Raw genomic sequence first — 19,215 nt, 5'->3', positions numbered from 1 at the left:
GGCGGTTCGCCGCCGCGACTTGCCCGCGAAGAGGCCCGGACAGCCACCACTTGCCTGCAACCCTACAGATGTGCAATATAGTGCGCACTGTGAGGACGACCTCACGACGCAACGCGTGACCAATCCGGGGACGGCCCCATCTTTCAACGATGGAGAATCATCATGTCCTGGATCATCCTGTTCTTCGCCGGCCTGTTCGAAGTCGGCTGGGCTGTCGGCCTCAAATACACCGATGGCTTCACTCGCCCACTCCCTACCGCACTGACCGTCGCCGCCATGGCCGTGAGCCTGGGCCTGCTTGGCCTGGCCATGAAGGAATTGCCGCTGGGCACTGCCTACGCCATCTGGACCGGCGTCGGCGCGATCGGCACGGTAATCGCCGGGATCATCCTGTTCGGCGAATCCATGGCACTGGTACGACTGCTCAGCGTTGCGCTGATCGTCGCCGGCCTGATCGGCCTGAAGGTCAGCGCCAGCTGACCTTCGCCCTTTCCCTCAACGCAAGTCGCCGCGCAGAGCACTGACCTTCTCGCGCAGCGCTTCAGGCTGGGCCGCCTCCACCGGGATGGCGGCACCGGCCACCAGGGTCACCCGCGACCATAACCGGCGCAGAAAGCCCTTGGCCGGATCGCGACTGAAGAAGCTCCCCCACAGCCCCTGCAAAGCCAGCGGAATCACCGGCACCGGGGTTTCCTGGAGAATTTTGTTGACCCCGCCCTTGAACACATCGATCTCACCATCGGCGGTCAGCTTGCCTTCCGGGAAGATGCACACCACCTCACCCGCCCGCAGGTACTCGGCAATGCGCGCAAAGGCCCGCTCGTACGTCGCCTCGTCCTCACTGCGCCCGGCAATCGGGATGGCCCCGGCAGTGCGGAACACGAAGTTGAGCACCGGCAGGTTGTAGATCTTGTAGTACATGACGAAACGGATCGGTCGGCGGATCGCACCGCCGATCAGCAGCGCATCGACGAACGACACATGGTTGCACACCAACAGCGCCGCCCCCTCGTCAGGGATACGATCGAGGTCGCGGTGCTCGACGCGGTACATCGAATGGCTGAGCAGCCAGATCAGGAAGCGCATGGTGAATTCAGGAACAATGCGGAAGATGTAGGCGTTGACCGCAATGTTGAGCAGCGACACCACCAGGAACAGCTGCGGGATGCTCAGGTCGGCCAGGCTCAAGAGGACGATGGTGACGATCGCCGAGACCACCATGAACAGGGCATTGAGGATGTTGTTCGCGGCGATCACCCGGGCGCGCTGGTCTTCAGGCGTACGCGCCTGGATCAGGGCGTACAGCGGCACGATGTAGAAACCGCCGAACACACCAAGCCCGACGATCGAGACCATGATCCACCAGGCCTGGCTCATGCCCAACAGGCTCAGCCAATCGTGTGGCGCAGCAGCGGCTGGCACATCACCCGAATGCCACCACCAGAGCAGGCCGAACAGGGTCAGGCCGAACGAGCCGAACGGCACCAGGCCGATCTCCACCTTGCGCCCGCTCAGGCGTTCGCACAGCAGCGACCCCACGGCAATGCCCACCGAGAACAGCGTCAGCACCAGCGTGACCACGGTCTCGTCGCCATGCAGCCAGTCCTTGGCGTAAGCCGGGATCTGCGTCAGGTAGATCGCCCCGACGAACCAGAACCACGAGTTGCCGACGATCGAGCGCGACACCGCCGGGGTCTGCCCCAAGCCCAGGCGCAAGGTGGCCCAGGACTGCTTGAAGATATTCCAATCCAGCTTCATCTGCGGCGCCACCGCCGCCGCCCGCGGGATCCAGCGGCTGGCCAGGTAGCCGAGCACCGCAGTGCCGACGATGCCTCCGGCCACCACCGTGGCGTAGTTGCCCGAGGACATCATCACCCCGGCACCGATGGTGCCGGCCAGGATCGCCAGGAAGGTGCCCATTTCCACCAGCCCGTTGCCGCCGACCAGTTCGTCTTCGCGCAAGGCCTGGGGCAGGATCGAGTACTTCACCGGCCCGAACAGCGCCGAATGAGTGCCCATGGCAAACAATGTCAGCAGCATCAGTTCCAGGTGATCACTGAGAAAGCCCACCGCGCCAATCACCATGATCACCACTTCAGCCAGCTTGATCGCGCGGATCAGCGCATCCTTGGCGAACTTCTCGCCAAACTGCCCGGCCAGCGCCGAGAACAGGAAGAACGGCAGGATGAATAGCAGCGCGCAAAGGTTGACCCAGATCGAACGGTCGCCCTCCAGGCTGAGCTTGTAGAGGATCGCCAGGATCAGCGACTGCTTGAACAGGTTGTCGTTGAAGGCACCCAGCGACTGGGTGATGAAGAACGGCAGAAAGCGCCGCTTGCCGAGCAAGGTGAATTGCGAGGAATGACTCATCGTCCTTGTTCCTGAGAGGGCGTTGTCAATTGGAGGTCTGCTCATCGCGAGAAGCCACAAATCTGCACGGGATTTCCCATCCCTGGCAACTGGCCTGCGAACCACATGACACACAACGAATCGATTAATGGCTATATGCCATTATTTTTTCTGCAAACTCTTTTCAGATTATTGCAAGGCTGCCGATAATTCATATAGATGACTAAATCCGGTAACAGGATCAGCCTTCGGCTCTCCTCCAATGCACAAGAAAAGGAGTACAGCAGCAGATGTTCACCTGGTTCGGCGATCTGAAGATCGCACACAAACTCGGCCTCGGTTTTGGCCTGGTCCTCGTGCTGACCCTGGCCCAGTCGCTGATTGGCTGGGACGCCCTGGGCAGCATGGTGCGGCGCAGCGAAGTGGTCAGCGATGTTTCCGCCCTCAACGATGCCCTGGGCGATCTGCGCGAGGCGCGCCTGCAACACGCCATGTCCAGTGGCGACGAAGCACAAGACAAGGCGTTGCAACAGACACTGGCGGCCTTCCAGGCCCGTTTGACGAAACTCCACGGCATCATGCGCAACGCGACCAACCTGCAGACCCTCGACAAGGCCGAGCAGGCCCTGCAGGCCTATGCCCGCAACCAGGAACAGAGCCTGCAGTCGTACCGCATCATGCGCGTGGCGCAAAAAGAGATGGGTGGGCTTGCAACCCAGTCGTTCGCCACGATCGACGGCATCCGCAAGCAGGTCCGCGCGTTGCCCGATGCCGAACAGCGCTACGTGCGCAGCGAAGCGATCAATCAGATCCGCGAGAACCTGATCCTGCTGCGCTACCAGGTACGTGGCTACACCGGCAACACCAACGCAGACACCGAGCAGGTGATGAATGCGCAGATCGCCACCACGGTGAACGACCTGCCGACCCTGACCGCGACATTCAATGGCCAGTTCGCCGACGAATTCCGCCAACTGAACGAACAGGTGCGTGCCTACGCCGCCGCCGTCGAGGCCTTCCGTGGCGAAACCCGCAACCTGATGGACTACCGCGCCAACATGGGCAATGACGTCGCGACCCTCACCACCCTGATCGGCCAATTGCTCGACAGCCAGGCGGTGGCCGTGGTCAATGACAGCCAGTTCGCCAAGACGCTGCAGTTCGCCACCACCGCCCTCGCCCTGCTGCTCGGCGCCCTGCTGGCGATACTGATCGCCCGGCAGATCAGCCAGCCGCTGCAACGGGTCCTGCACGCCCTGGAGGAGGTGGCCGACGGCAACTTGGGCGAACAACCCAGCAGCAGTCGCCGTGATGAACTCGGCCAGTTGCAGAACAGCCTGCATGGCATGACTACCAAGCTACGCCAACTGATCGGCGGCGTGCGCGACGGCATCTCGCAGATTGCCAGTGCTACCGAAGAGCTCTCGGCGATCACCGCGCAAACCAGCGCCGGCGCCAGCAGCCAGCGCCAGGAGACCGACCAGGTCGCCACCGCGATGCAGGAAATGGCCGCCACCGTGCAGGAAGTGGCGCGCAATGCTGGCGAAGCCTCGGTGGCCGCCAGCGCCACCGATCTCGAGGCCCGCGAAGGCGACAGTGTGGTCACCCGCGCCGTGACCCAGATCGGCCGCCTGGCCAGCCAGGTCGATGCCACCAATGAGGCGATGGACGCCCTGCGCAACGAAAGCCAACGCATCGGCAAGGTGATGGACGTGATCAAGGCCGTGGCCGAGCAGACCAACCTGCTGGCGCTCAACGCCGCCATCGAGGCCGCCCGCGCTGGCGAGGCCGGTCGTGGTTTTGCCGTGGTCGCCGACGAGGTACGCAGCCTGGCCCAGCGCACCCAGGCCTCGACCGAAGAAATCGAATCGGCGATCAGCAGCCTGGAGCAAGGCACGCGCTCGGTCAGCGACCTGATGGAAGAAAGCCAGAGCCTGACCGAAAGCAGCGTGGCGCTGGTACGTGAGGCCGGCGTTGCGCTGGAGGGCATCACTCAGCGGGTATCGGGCATCCAGTTGATGAACCAGCAGATTGCGGCAGCCTCCGAGCAGCAGAGCGCTGTGGCCGAGGAGATCAGCCGCAGCGTGGTGACGGTGAGGGATATTTCCGAACAGACCGCCGAGGCCAGTGAGCAGACCTCGGTGTCCAGCGTCGAACTGGCGCGACTGGGTGGGCAATTGCAGCAGATGATCAGCCGGTTCCGCCTCTGACAGACCGAGAACCTCTTGTAGGAGCGGGCTTGCCCGCGAAAAAGACACCGCGCTGCCTGGCACGGGCTACGCCCGTGTTCGCGGGCAAGCCCGCTCCTACAAGGATTGGGCTGGCCTTTAGATTGTGAAAAAGACAGTTGCCCCTACGCGAACCCGAACAGCCCCCGCGCCGTGTCCACCAACAGCGACCGACGCAGCGCAGGCGAGCAGCCCAGTGCATCGAACTGCTCGACCACCGCCGTAAAGCTCATCACCGACTCATGCTGGGTATGCGGCCAGTCGCTGCCCCACATCAACCGGTCCGCGCCATAGTGCGCCTCCAGGGCGCACAGCGCTTGGCGGGCGAAGTCCAGGTTCTGCTCGGGCGAGCCACCCAGGCGATAGATCCCCGACACCTTCACCCACACCTTGCCCTGCCCGCCCAGGGTCAGCAGCTCGGCAAACCCCGGCTGCCCCAACCCCAGGCGTGCATCCGGCCTGCCGAAGTGATCGATCACGATATCCACACCATATGGCTGCAAGGCACGCACCAGTGCCGGTATATCGACCACCTGCCGATGCAGTTCGACATGCCAGCCCAGATCGCCGATGAGCTCCAGCAGTGACCGCCAACCGGCGTCGCGCAGATCAGGCAAGGCCTGCCCCATCAGATTCAGGCGCACGCCGCGTACACCGAGGCGCGCCATCTGCTCAAGGGTGTCGCGCGCAACGCCAGGATCGAGCATCACCACCCCACGCAATTGCCTGGGCGCAGTTTGCAACGCCGCCAGCAGGTAGCTGTTGTCGGTGCCGAGAAAGCTCGGCTGCACCAATACGCCATGACTGAAACCGTGCCCGGCCAGCTGGGCCAGGTAGTCGCCCAGCGGCGCATCGTAGGTGGGTGCGTAACGGCGCTCTGCTGCCAGGTTCAGCCCACAGCTGAACACGTGGGCGTGGCTGTCGATCGCGGTGAATGGGGATATAGGGGTTTGCGGCATGATGCTCATTCGGGACGATTGAAGGTTACTTGGCGACCGCACCCGCAACCTGCGGCGAGGCAGGGGCCTCGAGGTTGCGACCGCGGGTTTCCGGCAGGCACAGTGCGGCGATCACTGCCACGCCGTAGGCGATGCCGGCATCGATGCCGATGGCTGCCCCCAGCGACATGGATTCGCTCATGTGACCGACCAGGAACGGGAACACGGCCGACAGCACCCGGCCGAAGTTGTAGCAGAAGCCCACCCCGGCACCGCGCACGTCGGCCGGGTACAGTTCGTTGAAGAACGCCCCCAGACTCGCGGGGATACCGGCGGCGAAGAAGCCCAGCGGGAAGCCGAGGAACAGCATCTGCGTATTGCTCAGCGGGAAGAACACGTAGGCCTGCACCGTCAGCACGCAGCACAGGGCGAACAGCAGGATGTTCTTGCGCCGACCAATACGATCGATGAGCAGGCCACTGACCACGCAACCACACCAGAAGGCGAAGATGATCACCGCCAGGTAGCCGCCGGAGTTGAGCACCGAGAGGTTGCGCTCGGTCTTGAGGAAGGTCGGCAACCAGGTCATCACCGCGTGGTAACCACCATGGGCACCCAAACCCAGCAGCCCGCCCAGCAGGGTCACGCGCAGCAGTTCAGGACGGAAGATGCCGGCCATGGACTTGGTGAAGCTGACGGGAATGGCCTTTTCCTTCTGCAGGCGCTGGAAGCTGTCCGGCTCGGATACGTTGCGCCGCACCCAGATGATCAGCAGCGACGGCAGCAGGCCGACGAAGAACATCACCCGCCAGGCGAACTCCTGCGGCACCAGCGAATAGATCAGCGCAAACAGCCCCACCGCCAGGCCCCAGCCCACGGCCCAGGCGCTCTGTACGGTGCCCATGACCTTGCCGCGGTATTTCGGGTTGATGGTCTCGGCCATCAGCACCGCGCCCGCGGCCCACTCGCCACCAATGCCGAAGCCCTGCATGGCCTTGACGAACAGCAGCGGGTAGAAGCCGGTGACGAAGGCCGACAGGAAGGTGAAGAAGGAGAACCAGAGGATCATCCACTGCAGGGTGCGCACCCGGCCGTAACGGTCGGACAACGTACCGCCAAGCCAGCCACCGATCGCCGAGGTGACCAGCGTCAGACCACTGATCAGCCCAGCATCGCCCTTGGTCAGGGAAAACGCGGCGATCAGCGCCGGGATGGCCAGGCCGAACATCTGCACTTCAAGGGCATCGAGCGACCAGCCACCAAAGCAGGCCCAGAACGTCTTGCGTTCGCGCGAGGTGATTTCGCGGTACCAACTGAACATGATTTCTTATCCTTCTATGTCGTGTGTGCGAGGTCAGAGAGCGGCCGGACGCACGCCGGCCGGGCAGGCAGAACCACGGCACCGTGCTGGCACGGCGCCGGACGTCACAACGGGGCGTGAAGCGCCCGGTCAGCGAATATCGATGCGGTAGCGGAAGTGCTCGGCATGGCCGCGCGAACGGCGCCATTCCAACGGTTTGCCGGCGTAGTCACGGGCCAGACGCTCGATCACCACCACCGGACTGCCCTCCGGCATCTGCAGCAGGCGCGCGTGAACGGCATCGACCGACTCGGCCGTGAGGGTCTCCTCGGCATAGGCCACCACCTGGCCGCACAGCTCTTCGTAGATCGGGTAGAGCAGCGGGCCCTTGCGGTCCAGCTCGACCTCAAGCAGTGGCTGGAACGTCTGGCGCGGCAGCCAGATTTCCTCGGCCAGTACCGGCTTGGCACCGAGTAGACGCAGGCGCACGATGTGAATGACTTCGGCTTCCGGCGCCAAGCCCAGGGCACTGGCAACCGCCGAGGGCGCCGGGACTGGCTCGATGGACAGGATGCGGCTCTCGGGAACGGCACGCTCGCCGTTGGCCGACTCGAAACGGAAGAAGCGGAACAGCGAGGAATGGAACTGCGGCCGACGAATGAAGGTGCCGCGGCCTTGCTGGCGCTCCAGCACGCCCTCGGTCACCAGCACATCGACGGCCTTGCGCACGGTGCCGACCGACATGTCGAACTCACTGGCAAGGGCCGCTTCGGTGGGAATGGCCTCACCAGGGCGCCAGCGGTTATTGGCGATCTGCTCGACCATATGGTCGCGCAGTTGTTGATAGCGGGGCAGACGCGCATCACCGGGCAATGTGTTCATGGAGGCCTGTCTCTGGTCTTGTTATATAAACATATATATGAATTTTTCCGAGAGTATTCCTGCTGCCCTGAACGCTGTCAATCCTCCGCCTATCGGCTTGAACGATCACCCGCTAAAAGATCCACGCACTCAACGATTTGCGATACAGGGCGAGACGAACAGCTCGCCACGCCAGGCGCCCTTGAGCGTGCGGCTCGCCACCACCAGCCAGAGCACCGCCAGCATCGCTACCAGCACTTGCCCGAACACGGTGAAGAAACCCAGGCCCAGCCAGGCCGACAGCTTCAGGGTGGCGAGGCTGTAGACCCCCAGCGGGAAGGTGAAACCCCACCACCCCAGGTTGAACGGCATGCCCTGGCGCATGTAGCGCAGAGTGATCAGTACTGCGGTCAGCAGCCACCACAGGCCAGCGCCCCACAACACCATCCCGGCCACCAGTCCCAACCCGCGTGCCACTTCACCCAGGTTGCCCAGGCCATTGGCCGCGAACACTGCGGGCGCATCGCCGCCCAGCAGCAGCATGCCCAGCGCCCCGGTGCCGATCGGGCCCAGCGCCAGCCAGCTGGATGCGGCCATGTTGGCCGGCGGCAGCTTGTGCAGCGCCATGCGCAGCATGAGGATGGTCAGGATGCTGAACGCCACCGGCAGCGACACCGCCCACAGCACGTAGCTGGTCACCACCACCAGGAACTGCGCATGGACATCCGCCAGGTGCGGCGCCAGCAGGCCACCACTGGCCGCCGCCACCTCGGCCGCTACCACCGGCAGCAACCACACTGCAGTCATCTGGTCGATGCTGTGCTCCTGGCGGGTGAACATCAGATAAGGGATTGCCACGCCACACAGCAGTGCCAGCGCCACGTCCAGCCACCAGAGCGCCTCGACCCAAGGCAGCACGCCGTCGCCCCAGCGCTCGAGGCCAAACACCAGCGCGCCATTGAGGATGGTCGCCAGACCCATGGGGATGGTGCCGAAGAACATCGAGACCGTGGAGTGGGCGAAGATCCGCCGCGCCTCGTCGAAGAACAGCAACCAGCGCGCGCCGTACAGCACGCAGAACAGGATGAACAGGCCAATGGTCAGCCACCAGAGCCCTTCTGCCACGCCATGCAGCGCCGGTATCTGCAACTGCCGCAAGGCCAGCGCGAGGACACCGGTGCCCATGGTCGCGGCAAACCAGTTCGGGGTGAACTGACGGATCACTTCCAGCGGGCGGGCCAACTGGTGGAAGGGCCGCAAGGACGCAGCGCGAGTCTGTGGGCAGGTCATGGCAAGATTCCTCGTGTAAGGTGGAATCATCTTATGCCCGCAAAGAATATCCATATAACGGTTATTTTCTCTATCTGTTATCTATTATGCAGATATAGCGCAAGCCAGAGCCGGTGGCTTATGCTTGCTGCCTGCGACAATTCCAACAACAAGGACGTGGCAATGCTCGCCGCACTGAAACGCTATCCCTCCGCTGTCCGCGTGCTGCTGCTCACCACCTTCGTGCTGACCCTGGCGCGCGCGATCACCCTGCCCTATCTGGTCGTCTATCTGTCGGACAGCTTCCAGTTGTCGGTCAGCCATATCGGCCTGCTGATCGGCGGGGCACTGATCGTCGCCTCGTTGCTGAGCCTGTATGGCGGTCATCTGGTCGACACGCTGCGCAACCATACGGTGATCATCGTCGCAACCCTGGTGTTCACGCTGTCGTTCGCCGTCGCCATGTTCAGCCCCTCGGTGGCGCTGTTCTTCCTGTGCCTGGTGCTGATCAACCTCGCCCTGGCGGTGGTCGACATCGCCAGCAAGGCCGGATTCTGCGCCCTGCTGCCGGTGGATGAGCGCGCCGAGGTGTTCGCCATCAAGTACACCCTCAGCAACATCGGCTATGCCGTCGGCCCGTTGCTGGGAGTGGCGCTGATCGAGCTCGATGGCCATCTGCCGTTCCTGGTTTCGGCGCTGATCGGCCTGCTCATGTGCTTGGTCTACCAGCGTCTGGGCGATCGCCAACTGCGCCCCAGCGAGCCGCAACGGCCCGGTGCCGGCTTTGTTCAGGTCGCCATGGGGCTGGCGCGGGACCGGCGCCTGGTGTGCTTCACCCTGGGCGGGGTGCTCAGCGCGGTGGTGTTCGGCCAGTTCACGGCCTACCTGTCGCAATTCCTGGTGGTGACCGCCAGCCCTGCCGAAGCGGCGCGGTTGGTCGGGGTGCTGGTGACGACCAACGCGGTGACGGTGATCGCCCTGCAATACCTGATCGGCCGACGCATCAGCCGCCAGCACCTGATGCCTTGGTTGATGGCTGGCATGGCGCTGTTCATCGCCGGGCTGGTGGGTTTCTCGTTGGCCGGCTCGGTGCTGGCCTGGTGCCTGGCCATGCTGGTGTTCACCCTCGGCGAGATCATCGTGATTCCCGCCGAGTACATGTTCATCGACCTGATCGCGCCGGAACATCTGCGCGGCGTCTACTATGGCGCACAGAACCTCTCCAACCTCGGCGCGGCGCTGGGGCCTGTGCTGGTCGGGTTTGCCCTGGGCTATGTGGTGCCGGTGGCGGTGTTCTACCTGCTGGTGCTGTCGGTGGTGCTGGCGGCGTTGTTCTATTGGCTGGGGACGCGAGGGGCAAAGGCTTAGAGCGGCGCTGGCCGTTTCGCGGGCAAGCCCGCTCCCACATGGGGCCCCTGCGACCACCTGCCACTGCGACCATCGTCTGCGCTGACGAACCCGCGCCCGCGTGCCAGACTGATTGATCGGGACCGCGTTTTCCTTTTTGCTCCGGAGTTTACATGTCGTTGTCCAGCGGGCTGATCGCCGTGGTCGCCCTGGCCTATATGGCCATCATGTTCGCCATCGCCTTCTACGGCGACCGTCGCAGCACGCCGTTGCCGCCGCGCCTGCGCGCCTGGGTGTACAGCCTGTCGCTGGCGGTGTACTGCACCAGCTGGACGTTCTTCGGTGCGGTCGGCCAGGCGGCCGAGCAGCTCTGGGCGTTCCTGCCCATCTACCTGGGCCCGGTGCTGCTGCTGATCTTCGCACCCTGGGTGCTGCAGAAGATGGTGCTGATCAGCAAGCAGCAGAACATCACCTCGATCGCCGACTTCATTGCCGCCCGCTACGGCAAGTCGCAGACGCTCGCGGTGGTGGTGGCCCTGATCTGCCTGGTCGGCGTGCTGCCTTACATCGCCCTGCAGCTCAAGGGCATCGTGCTTGGCGTCAACCTGCTGATCGGCGCCACCCCCGACGCCACCGGCACCCGGGTGCAGGACACGGCGCTGGTGGTGTCGCTGGTGCTGGCGCTGTTCGCCATCGTCTTCGGCACGCGCAGCCTGGATGTCACCGAACACCATCGCGGCATGGTGCTGGCCATCGCCTTCGAGTCACTGATCAAACTGCTGGCGTTTCTTGCCGTCGGCGCCTTCGTGGTCTTCAACCTGTACGACGGTTTCGACGACCTGTTCAGCCAGGCGCGCCAGTCGATCCATCTGGAAAACTACTGGCAGGAGACCATCAACTGGCCATCGATGGTGGTGCAGACTGCCGTGGCGATGATGGCGATCATTTGCTTGCCACGGCAGTTCCACGTCACCGTGGTGGAAAACATCGAGCCCCAGGACATGCGCCTGGCGCGCTGGGTGTTCCCGCTGTACCTGGTGCTGGCCGCACTGTTCGTGGTGCCGATCGCCCTGGCTGGGCAGATGCTGCTGCCGGGCACGGTGATTTCCGACTCCTTCGTCATCAGCCTGCCGCTGGCCGAGGCCCACCCGAGCCTGGCCCTGCTCGCCTTCATCGGCGGTGCTTCGGCCGCTACCGGCATGGTGATCGTCGAGGCAGTGGCGCTGTCGACCATGGTCTCCAACGACATGCTGCTGCCCTGGCTGCTGCGACGCACCAACGCCGAACGCCCGTTCGAGGCCTTCCGCCACTGGATGCTCTCGGTGCGCCGGGTGACCATCGTGGTCATCCTGCTGCTGGCCTACGTCAGCTATCGCCTGCTCGGCTCCACCGCGAGCCTTGCGACCATCGGCCAGATCGCCTTCGCCGCGGTCACCCAGCTGACCCCGGCGATGCTCGGCGCCCTGTACTGGAAGCAGGCCAACCGCCGTGGCGTGTTCGCTGGCCTCGCCGCAGGCATCTTCCTGTGGTTCTACACCCTGGTGCTGCCGATCGCCGCCCATAGCCTGGGCTGGTCGCTGCAGTTGTTCCCCGGCCTTGCCTGGCTGCACGGCAACCCGCTGGACCTGCCGATCACCCCGCTGACGCAAGGGGTGGTGCTGTCGCTGGCGGGCAACTTCATGCTCTTTGCCTGGGTCTCGATCCTCTCGCGCACCCGGGTTTCCGAGCACTGGCAGGCCGGGCGTTTCATCGGCCAGCAAACCAGCGCTCGCCCCAGCAGCCGCACCCTGCTGGCGGTGCAGATCGACGATCTGCTCAACCTCGCCGCGCGCTTCGTTGGCGAGGAGCGCGCACGGCAGAGCTTCATCCGCTTCGCCTACCGCCAGGGCAAGGGCTTCAACCCCAACCAGAACGCCGACGGCGACTGGATCGAACACACCGAGCGCCTGCTTGCCGGCGTGCTCGGCACCTCCTCCACCCGTGCGGTGGTCAAGGCGGCCATCGAAGGCCGCGACATGCAGCTCGAAGACGTCGTGCGCATCGCCGACGAAGCCAGCGAGGTGCTGCAGTTCAACCGCGCCCTGCTGCAGGGCGCCATCGAGAACATCAACCAGGGCATCAGTGTGGTCGACCAGAACCTGCACCTGGTGGCGTGGAATCGTCGTTACCTGGAGCTGTTCAACTACCCCGACGGGCTGATCAGTGTCGGCCGACCGATCGCCGACATCATCCGCTACAACGCCGAGCGCGGCCTGTGCGGCCCGGGCGAGGCGCAGGTGCACGTGGCCAGGCGCCTGCACTGGATGCGCCAGGGCCGGGCGCACACCTCCGAACGGCTGTTCCCCAACGGACGGGTGATCGAACTGATCGGCAACCCCATGCCCGGCGGGGGCTTCGTCATGAGCTTTACCGACATCACCCCGTTCCGCGAAGCCGAACAGGCGCTCAAGGATGCCAACGAGGGGCTGGAGCAACGCGTGGCCGAACGCACCCACGAGCTGTCGCAACTGAACCAGGCGTTGTCGGAAGCCAAGAGCCATGCCGAGGCGGTCAGCCAGTCCAAGACCCGCTTCCTCGCCGCCGTCAGCCACGACCTGATGCAACCGCTGAATGCCGCGCGGCTGTTCTCCGCCGCCCTGTCGCAACAAGCCGAGGGCCTGAGTGAGGAGGCCCAGCAACTGGTGCAGCACATGGACAGCTCGCTGCGCTCGGCCGAGGAGCTGATCAGCGACCTGCTGGACATCTCGCGCCTGGAGAACGGCAAGGTCACCCCCGACATCAAGCCCTTCGCGCTCAACGAACTGTTCGACACCCTAGGTGCCGAGTTCAAGGTACTGGCGGCCGAGAAAGGCCTGGAATTCCGCTTGCGCGGCAGCCGACTGCAAGTCGCCAGCGACATGAAACTGTTGCGCCGGGTGCTGCAGAACTTCCTCACCAATGCCCTGCGCTACGGCAAGAGCCCGATCCTGCTGGGCGCTCGGCGTGAAGGCGAGCACCTTTGGCTGGAGGTCTGGGACCGCGGTCCGGGCATCGCCGACGACAAACTGCAGGTGATCTTCCAGGAGTTCAAACGCCTGGACAGCCATCAGACCCGCGCCGAAAAAGGCCTGGGCCTGGGCCTGGCAATCGCCGATGGTCTGTGCAGGGTGCTCGGGCATCGCCTGGAAGTGCGCTCATGGCCAGGCAAGGGCAGCGTGTTCCGGGTCAGCGTGCCGATCGCCAGGCATCCGGTGGCAGCGCCCGCAGCGCCAGTGGAACCGGGCGGGCAGCCGCTCGCCGGGCTGCAGGTGCTGTGCGTGGACAACGAAGACAGCATCCTGATCGGCATGAACAGCCTGCTCGGGCGCTGGGGCTGCCAGGTCTGGACCGCACGCAATCAGGCCGAGTGCGAGGCGCTGCTATTGAAGGGCATGCGCCCGCACCTGGCGCTGGTGGACTACCACCTGGACGATGGCGAAACCGGCATCGGCCTGATGGTCTGGCTACGCACGCGCCTGGGCGAACCCGTCCCTGGCGTGGTGATCAGTGCCGACGGGCGCAACGAAACCATCGCCCAGGTGCATGCCGCCGGGCTGGACTACCTGGCCAAGCCGGTCAAGCCCGCCGCCCTGCGCGCCTTGCTCAATCGGCATCTGAGCCTGGTTCAGTAAGCGTTGCATCGGCCAGCGCCTCATCCGACAGCGCCCGCTCCAGCAGGTCGGCCGGCAAGCTCTTGCTGGCGCGCGCGCCCAGCAGCTTGAGCTGCTCGCTGCGGCTGATCAGGTTGCCACGCCCTTCGCACAGTTTGTTGCGCGCTGCGGCGTAGGCCTTGTCGACCTGCTGCAGGCGCGCACCGAGCTCGTCCAGGTCCTGGATGAACAGCACGAACTTGTCGTACAGCCAACCCGCACGCTCGGCGATCTCGCGGGCGTTCTGGCCCTGACGCTCCTGCTTCCACAAGCTGTCGATGACCCGCAGGGTCGCGAGCAAGGTGGTGGGGCTGACAATGACGATCTGTCGGTCGAAGGCTTCCTGGAACAGGCCCGGCTCAGCTTGCAGCGCTGCCGAGAAGGCCGCTTCGATGGGCACGAACAGCAATACGAAATCCAGGCTGTGCAAGCCATCCAGCCGACTGTAATCCTTGCTGGAGAGGCCTTTGACGTGGCTGCGCAACGACTGCACGTGCTGTTTGAGCGCCGCCTCGTCGTTGCCGGAGACGAACTGCTGGTAGGCGGTGAGGCTGACCTTGGCATCGACCACCACCTGCTTGTCCCCCGGCAGCATGATCAGCACATCGGGCTGGAAACGCTCGCCATCGGCGCTCTTGAGGCTGACCTGGGTCTGGTATTCGCGGCCTTTCTCAAGGCCCGCATGCTCCAGTACCCGCTCGAGAATCAACTCGCCCCAATTGCCCTGGGTCTTCTGGCCCTTGAGCGCCTGGGTGAGATTGGTGGCCTCATCAGACAGACGCAGGTTGAGTTGCTGCAGGCGCTCAAGCTCCTTGCCCAGCGAGAAGCGCTCGCGGGCCTCCTGCTGATAGCTTTCTTCCACGCGCTTTTCGAAGGCCTGGATGCGCTCCTTGAGCGGATCGAGCAATTGCCCCAGGTGCTGTTGGCTGGTCTGGGCGAAGCGCTGCTCGCGCTCGTCGAAAATCTTGGTGGCCATCTCGGCGAACTGGGCACGCAGGGTATCGCGGGCTTCCTGCAAGTCGTCCAGGCGCTGGGCGTGGCTTTCCTGCTGCTCGCGCAGTTCGGCGTCCAGGCGTGCGGCCTGGGCCTCCAGGCGACGCAGTTCGGCTTCGCGGGTGGCGCGCTCCAGGTTCCAGGCATGGGCAGCATCGCGGGCGTTGTCGCGATCGATCTGCAACAGTTCCAGTTCGCGGTTCTGCGCGGCGAGCGTCGCCTGTTTGTGGCTGTTGGCTTCGCTGAGGTCGCTGATCTCGTCGCGACTGGCCTCGAGCTGCGCCTGCAGGCCGGCCTGGGCCAACTGCGCGGCACTCAGGCGTTCCTGCATCAGGCCGGTTTCGGCCTGGCGGGCAGCGAGCCGACGCTGGAGCTGCAACACCCACCCCAGACATGGCACCGCGGCAGCCACGATGCCCAATAGAATACTGGCCAGGTCCACTGCCATGCTTGCTCCGGTCAACGCTTAGATTGTGCGCAGCTTACAGGTTTTTTGCCGGTGCTATCGCAGCGAAGGCAGCAGCCCAAGCAGCCGCCGCGCCTCCTGCGAACCCTGCCCTGCCGCCAGCTCCAGCCAGTACCGCGCTTGCTCGGGGTCCTGCGCCTGGCACAACCGACCATATTCGAGCTGAGCCCGGCTATCGCCTGCGCGGGCGGCCTGGCGCAGCAGCTCGTGGCCGATACGCCGATCCCGCGCAGTGCCGCAGTCACGGCAGAGCATCTGCCCCAGGCGACTCTGCGCCACCACCACGCCTTGCCGGGCGGGTTGTTTGAGCATACGCCCCGCAAGGTGCTTGACGCTGGGCTTGTCGCCCAGGCGCGGGTTGTCGAGCAGCCACAGGGCCACTTTCAGGGAAAAGCGCTTGGGGGAAACCAATGGCGCAACGGCGGGGGATCCAGCGGGGGATTTACCACGAAAATTCATGACAACAGCGATGGTGATTCGAAAGGCGCGCCACTCTACTCCTTTTTTTCGACAAAGGCCCGGTGCAACCTTGGGGCGTTGGGAAAAAATATTTCATGGTTCTTTTCTTGACGTTTTCCCCCCAGAGAAAGGTCGTGGGTATTTTCCTCGGCGCAGTGTCGGACGCTTCTGAAAACAGCTGGCACGCCCGTCCTAGAGCAAGCCCTAGGGACAATCCACAGAACCTGTGGATAACTCGGTGGACAACCCCCCCTTGGCGCCCGCAAACCCCTGTGGAATGGGGCTTACAGTCAAACTGACGATTTTTTCACCAGCCAAAATAAGTGTTTTTTTTCATTGACTTAAGGGCTCAGTCAAGTCATTGGCGGAGTCCGGGGAGCTTGTTGCAGAACGGTTACAAGTCATACTCCAAGTGTGCACAAGTGCACCAACGAAGTGCCCGGGCTTGCACCACGAAGAAAAAACCGCGCCATTTCACGGCATCGCGCCCTCTTCACAGAAGCCCCGCGAACAGAGATAATGATCGGCTTCGCTGAAGAAAAATCAAAAAGGGCTTGCCATTCGGCAATCCTTCCAGTAGTGTGGCCGTCGTTAGTACCAAGCTGAAAGTCAATTCTGGCCACAATGTCCTTGCGAATTGCCCCCCTCCCCGGGTAGCACCGCTGAAACCAGGACCGGCCCACTCGATGATTCCCTCGACGGCAACAGCCGCTCCAGCACGAATCACCTAATGACAGATTGATCGGGATCTTCACCCAGCGGCCTAGAACCTGGTCCGCGGGATGCTGCCCGCCTTCCGAAGTACCTACCAGTCAGCCCGGCGCCTTACTTGTGCTTGCGCTACCTCTGGCTGCTCTGTTCCGGTCAGGTTTTTCGCCTCCCTTAATAAAGGCGTCACCGGAACGTTTCTATTGTGCACGGATCGAAACCCGTGTCTTGAGCAGGAAATCTAAAAAAATGACTAATCACCATCAGATCCAGCGCGCCTTCGGCACGCTTTCTCAGGCCTTCGCCCCACTGAAGTGCCTCATCGTTGCCCCTCGCAAGGGCAGCTTCAGCTTCACCCTGGTCGACGAACACGGCGTGGCCTGTCACACCGAGCGCCTGTATCCAGAGCACTACACCCGTGCAGAGCCGCTGCAGGCGGTAATCGATCGCACCCGCCAGTCGCTGGTCGCATGAATGAATGGGTGAGGATTCACCCCATGAATGAGCGACCCTGATCGCTGCCCGAAACGCTCTTTGCTTAATTGCCACAAGGCATATAGCGCAGGCGCTGCGGCAGCAATCGATTTAAAAACAGCCCTTTACACCATGATTATCACACTACACTTCAACTCGAGCGGTGCGAGCCGCTTCCGGCGGGCCTGATCATCCATTAGCTGCCAAGCTCCAGCGCCCGTCGGCCCCTGACAGTTCGAGGGCATCATGGGTATCGCTGCGAACGAGTTGAGCCAATATGTGATCCGCCCCACGCTGATCTACCTGGATCGCCACAGCGCGAGCGCTGAAGCCTTGCTGTTGGGGGTCGCCGCCAGCCAGTCCAGCCTTGGAGCGGCCCTGCACGACCGTCGCGGTCACGGCCTGTACAGGATCGGCGAGACGCGCCATCAGACCCTCTGGGACGACTACCTGGCCCGCGACCCCGAGCTGGCAAGCCTGGTACGCGGGCTTGCCAGCCAGCATGCCTTCCTTGGCGGCCCGCACCTGGAGCTGACGGTCAACCTGCGCTATGCCACCGCCATTGCCTGGATGCTCATCGAAGAACAGGCCACCCCTCTACCCGCCGCCGACGATCTTCTGGGTCTGGCGCGAATCTGGCGACAGACATTCCACCCCCAGGGACGCCTGCGTGATTTCACCCAAGCCTGGCACTGCTGGGTAAATCCGATAATGTCCCAGGCATCTTAAGAACTGTCCTACGCACAAACCGGAAAAAAGGGAATTTTGGTCGGATTGTCCTACAAAACCGCTCTATCTCCGCCGATACAGGCTATGGCGTAGTGCGTGATTTGTTGGTAGCTTTTCGCCCCGGAGATCCCAAGGAGTTCTAATAATGAAAACAGTCATGCTCAAAACCTCTCTCGGCGTCGCAATCGCGCTCGCTTCCAGCCAACTGTTCGCCAGCGGCTTCGCCCTCAACGAACAAAGCGTCAGTGGCATGGGGACAGGTTTTGCGGGTCGTTCTTCCTCTGCCGACGATGCCAGCACCATTTACGGAAACCCTGCCGGCATGTCGCGCCTCAAGCGCGAACAGATCACCGTAGGCGGCGCAGCCGTCATCGCCAAGACCGACATTTCCGGCCGCGGCAGCAACCTGGGCGGGAAAATGGACGGTGACATGGTGCCGTTCGTGGGCGTGCCCATGGGCTACTACGTCAAGCCAATCGATGATCACTGGAGCCTGGGCTTCGGCGTCTACGTGCCCTTCGGCCTGGTCACCGACTACGGCAGCAACCACGCGGCGCGCTACTGGGGCAAGAAAAGCCACGTCGAAGTGGTCACCTTCCAGCCGACCGTCAGCTACGCCTTCAACGACAAGGTGTCGATCGGTTTCGGCCCGACCATCAACCGCATCAAGGGCGAGCTGGGTTCGAGCACCATCAACCCGCGCTCCCCTGGCCGCAATGATGGCGAAGTGAAGATCAAGGGCGATGACACCGCCGTGGGCTACAACATCGGTATCCTCGTCCAGGCCACCGACCGTACCCGCCTCGGCCTGACCTACCACTCGATGGTCGACTACAAGCTCGAAGGCAAGACCAAGATCAACAACGCGTTGATCGGCCCGTTCAGCGGCAGCAAGTTCGACGCCGACCTGAAGATCAAGACGCCCGAGTCGGTAGACTTCTCGGTCACCCACGAACTCGACGACCAGTGGACCCTGTACGCAGGCAGCACCTGGACCCGTTGGAGCCGCCTGAAAGACATCACCGTCACCAACGACGTCCCTGCCCCGCTGGCCGGCCAGTTCGGCACCATCAGTGAAGAGCAGAACTGGCACGACACCTGGGCTCACGCCATCGGTGCCTCGTACAAGGTGAACAAGGAGTGGACCCTGCGCACCGGCTTCACCGTCGATCAGTCGCCGACCAACAACCACGACCGCTCTCCGCGCATCCCTACTGGCGATCGCAAGATCTTCAGCCTGGGTGCCGGCTACAGCCCGACCGACGACGTGACCATCGACGTGGCCTACTCCTACCTGTGGGAAGAGGACACCAAGGTGAACCTGGCCAGCGCCACCAAAGGCACTTACCAGGCCAAGTACGAGAACAGCGCTCACGGTATCGGAGCTTCGCTCACCTACCGCTTCTGAGTAGGTTCGACCTGCATT

At 63.5% G+C, this 19,215-nt stretch carries 14 protein-coding genes; 7 read left to right on the top strand and 7 right to left on the bottom strand.

What is annotated here, in order from left to right:
- Window positions 1-162: 162 nt before the first annotated feature.
- Window positions 163-480: a quaternary ammonium compound efflux SMR transporter SugE gene (sugE, locus tag HU729_RS20400; RefSeq protein ID WP_186667108.1), complete on the top strand. Its 318-nt coding sequence runs from the start codon at window positions 163-165 to the stop codon at window positions 478-480.
- A gap of 15 nt (window positions 481-495) precedes the next feature.
- Here sugE and HU729_RS20395 read toward each other — a convergent pair whose 3' ends face one another.
- Window positions 496-2,370, bottom strand: a complete 1,875-nt coding sequence (locus HU729_RS20395) for an MFS transporter (RefSeq protein ID WP_186667110.1) — start codon at window positions 2,368-2,370, stop codon at window positions 496-498.
- 269 nt (window positions 2,371-2,639) lie between these two features.
- Between HU729_RS20395 and HU729_RS20390 the strand changes: the two genes are divergently transcribed.
- On the top strand, window positions 2,640-4,559 hold the full coding sequence (locus tag HU729_RS20390) for a methyl-accepting chemotaxis protein (RefSeq protein ID WP_186711376.1): 1,920 nt from the start codon (window positions 2,640-2,642) through the stop codon (window positions 4,557-4,559).
- 143 nt (window positions 4,560-4,702) lie between these two features.
- Here HU729_RS20390 and HU729_RS20385 read toward each other — a convergent pair whose 3' ends face one another.
- From HU729_RS20385 to HU729_RS20370, 4 genes are all read right to left on the bottom strand, one after another.
- Entirely contained in the window at window positions 4,703-5,536 is an 834-nt protein-coding gene (locus HU729_RS20385; protein ID WP_186711375.1) for an amidohydrolase family protein, read from the bottom strand.
- A gap of 25 nt (window positions 5,537-5,561) precedes the next feature.
- Window positions 5,562-6,836 (bottom strand): MFS transporter, encoded by a 1,275-nt coding sequence (locus tag HU729_RS20380; protein ID WP_186711374.1) that lies wholly within the window; start codon window positions 6,834-6,836, stop codon window positions 5,562-5,564.
- Window positions 6,837-6,965: 129 nt separating this feature from the next.
- Window positions 6,966-7,697 carry a GntR family transcriptional regulator gene (locus tag HU729_RS20375; RefSeq protein WP_186711373.1) on the bottom strand — a complete coding sequence of 244 codons (732 nt, stop codon included), beginning with the start codon at window positions 7,695-7,697 and terminating at the stop codon, window positions 6,966-6,968.
- A 129-nt stretch (window positions 7,698-7,826) separates the two neighbouring features.
- Window positions 7,827-8,966 carry a TDT family transporter gene (locus HU729_RS20370; protein WP_186711372.1) on the bottom strand — a complete coding sequence of 380 codons (1,140 nt, stop codon included), beginning with the start codon at window positions 8,964-8,966 and terminating at the stop codon, window positions 7,827-7,829.
- A gap of 162 nt (window positions 8,967-9,128) precedes the next feature.
- Between HU729_RS20370 and HU729_RS20365 the strand changes: the two genes are divergently transcribed.
- Together HU729_RS20365 and HU729_RS20360 are read left to right on the top strand one after the other, a co-directional pair.
- Entirely contained in the window at window positions 9,129-10,313 is a 1,185-nt protein-coding gene (locus tag HU729_RS20365) for an MFS transporter (RefSeq protein ID WP_186711371.1), read from the top strand.
- A 152-nt stretch (window positions 10,314-10,465) separates the two neighbouring features.
- The gene (locus HU729_RS20360; protein WP_186711370.1) at window positions 10,466-13,942 is read left to right on the top strand and encodes a PAS domain-containing hybrid sensor histidine kinase/response regulator; all 3,477 of its coding nucleotides are present in this window, start codon (window positions 10,466-10,468) and stop codon (window positions 13,940-13,942) included.
- On the opposite strand, the gene rmuC is transcribed toward HU729_RS20360, so the two are convergent.
- Both rmuC and HU729_RS20350 read right to left on the bottom strand, forming a co-directional pair.
- On the bottom strand, window positions 13,914-15,287 hold the full coding sequence (rmuC, locus tag HU729_RS20355) for a DNA recombination protein RmuC (RefSeq protein WP_186667339.1): 1,374 nt from the start codon (window positions 15,285-15,287) through the stop codon (window positions 13,914-13,916). The two genes, HU729_RS20360 and rmuC, sit on opposite strands and share 29 nt — an antisense overlap.
- 168 nt (window positions 15,288-15,455) lie before the next feature.
- The gene (locus HU729_RS20350; protein WP_186667126.1) at window positions 15,456-15,878 is read right to left on the bottom strand and encodes an SEL1-like repeat protein; all 423 of its coding nucleotides are present in this window, start codon (window positions 15,876-15,878) and stop codon (window positions 15,456-15,458) included.
- 957 nt (window positions 15,879-16,835) lie between these two features.
- On the opposite strand from HU729_RS20350, the gene HU729_RS20345 reads away from it, so the two are divergent.
- From HU729_RS20345 to HU729_RS20335, 3 genes are all read left to right on the top strand, one after another.
- On the top strand, window positions 16,836-17,060 hold the full coding sequence (locus HU729_RS20345; RefSeq protein ID WP_186667127.1) for a hypothetical protein: 225 nt from the start codon (window positions 16,836-16,838) through the stop codon (window positions 17,058-17,060).
- Window positions 17,061-17,306: 246 nt separating this feature from the next.
- On the top strand, window positions 17,307-17,789 hold the full coding sequence (locus HU729_RS20340) for a hypothetical protein (protein WP_065862201.1): 483 nt from the start codon (window positions 17,307-17,309) through the stop codon (window positions 17,787-17,789).
- A 145-nt stretch (window positions 17,790-17,934) separates the two neighbouring features.
- A complete protein-coding gene (locus tag HU729_RS20335) occupies window positions 17,935-19,197 on the top strand; it encodes an outer membrane protein transport protein (protein ID WP_063545839.1) in 1,263 nt (420 codons plus the stop codon).
- The last annotated feature ends 18 nt before the right edge of the window (window positions 19,198-19,215 follow it).

Source organism: Pseudomonas sp. RW10S2 (genome assembly GCF_014268985.1).
In the GTDB taxonomy this organism is placed as follows: Bacteria; Pseudomonadota; Gammaproteobacteria; order Pseudomonadales; family Pseudomonadaceae; genus Aquipseudomonas; species Aquipseudomonas wayambapalatensis.
The sequence above is the reverse complement of the archived record's forward strand: the minus strand, read 5'-3'. Positions and strand labels throughout refer to the sequence as shown.